Source organism: Candidatus Phycosocius spiralis, from assembly GCF_030158815.1.
Classification (GTDB): domain Bacteria; phylum Pseudomonadota; class Alphaproteobacteria; order Caulobacterales; family Aquidulcibacteraceae; genus Aquidulcibacter; species Aquidulcibacter spiralis.
The window spans coordinates 1-955 of record NZ_BPFZ01000032.1 but is presented as its reverse complement, the minus strand read 5'-3'; the positions used below and the strand labels follow the sequence as shown (position 1 = coordinate 955).

At 54.6% G+C, this 955-nt stretch carries 1 pseudogene; it reads left to right on the top strand.

Going from position 1 to position 955, the window contains the following annotated elements:
* Positions 1–81: 81 nt before the first annotated feature.
* Positions 82–955 (top strand): annotated as a pseudogene (locus tag PsB1_RS11760) (IS3 family transposase); the annotation flags it as partial.

Below are 955 nucleotides of genomic sequence, written 5' to 3'. Positions count from 1 at the left end.
TGCTCTGCCACCTGAGACTTGGACCATTTGGAATTAGAGTTTTGTGCCGTAATTTTCCTTGGCTGGACGAGGAGGTTTGGCATGAAAGCATCGAAGTTCACGGACGCCCAGAAAGCGTTCGTCGTGAAGCAAGGCGAGGAAGGAACGCCAGTCGCGGAGATCTGTCGCAAGGCAGGTATCAGCCAGGCAACATACTTCAACTGGAAGAAGCGTTATGCGGGTCTTATGCCGTCTGAAATGCGTAAGCTGCGAGAGTTGGAAGATGAAAACAATCGGTTGAAGAAGATCGTTGCGGATCTGACGCTGGATCGGGCGATGCTTCAGGACGTCCTCAAGCGAAAGCTCTGAGGCCGGATCGCAAGCGTACGATTATCGACGCTGTCCGGCAGGACTGGCAGGTCACGATCCGCAGGGCATGTTTGGCTTTGGGGTTTGATCGATCAACCTATCAGTACCAGTCCTGTCGCACCGATCCGGCCGACCTAAAGTCCCGCATCAAAGAGATTTGTGAGACCCATCTCCGCTACGGCTATAGGCGTGTCTATTTCATCCTACGCCGTGACGGCTGGTTGGTGAACATGAAGAAAGTCTATCGTCTTTACAGGGAGTTGGGCCTGCAGCTTAGAAACAAGACGCCGAAACGGCGGGTGAAAGCGAAGCTACGGGAAGATCGCGCGCCAGCCGTCTGTCCCAACGATGTGTGGGCGATGGACTTTGTTCACGACCAGCTGGCGACTGGGCGCAAGTTGCGTATCCTGACAGTCGTGGACACCCATTCGCGGATGTCGCCAGTTATAGATCCCCGGTTCAGCTATCGTGGAGAGGACGTCGTTGCGACACTGGAAAAAACGTGCAGGGTCATCGGCTATCCCAAAGTCATCCGTGTAGATAATGGCAGCGAGTTCATCTCGCGGGACATGGATCTATGGGCGTATCAACGGGGCGTGACCCTAGA